Source organism: Psychroserpens mesophilus (assembly GCF_050617655.1).
GTDB lineage: Bacteria > Bacteroidota > Bacteroidia > Flavobacteriales > Flavobacteriaceae > Psychroserpens > Psychroserpens mesophilus_A.
This window is the reverse complement of record NZ_JBODQC010000309.1, coordinates 1-255: the sequence shown is the minus strand read 5'-3', so window position 1 is coordinate 255 and position 255 is coordinate 1. Positions and strand designations below refer to the sequence as shown.

The 255-nt window shown below is 62.0% G+C and carries 1 protein-coding gene; it reads left to right on the top strand.

The window, feature by feature from the left end:
- The coding region (locus tag ACRHNM_RS17385) for an efflux RND transporter permease subunit (RefSeq protein ID WP_431137906.1) at positions 1-255 on the top strand (255 nt) is incomplete at both ends.

Genomic DNA, 255 nt, shown 5'->3' with positions numbered 1-255 from the left:
ATCGACCAATTTTCGCCTGGGTAGTCGCCCTGTTCATCCTGCTGGCGGGGGTGCTGGCCATCCCCAACATGCCGGTATCGCAGTATCCCGACGTGGCGCCCCCGGCCATCACCATCACCGCGACCTATCCCGGCACGTCGGCCAAGGAAGTGGCCGAATCGGTCACCAGTATCATCGAGGACAAGCTTAACGGCGCCAAGGGCCTGATCTACTACGAGTCGGTCAGCGATTCCTACGGCACCTCGACCATCACCG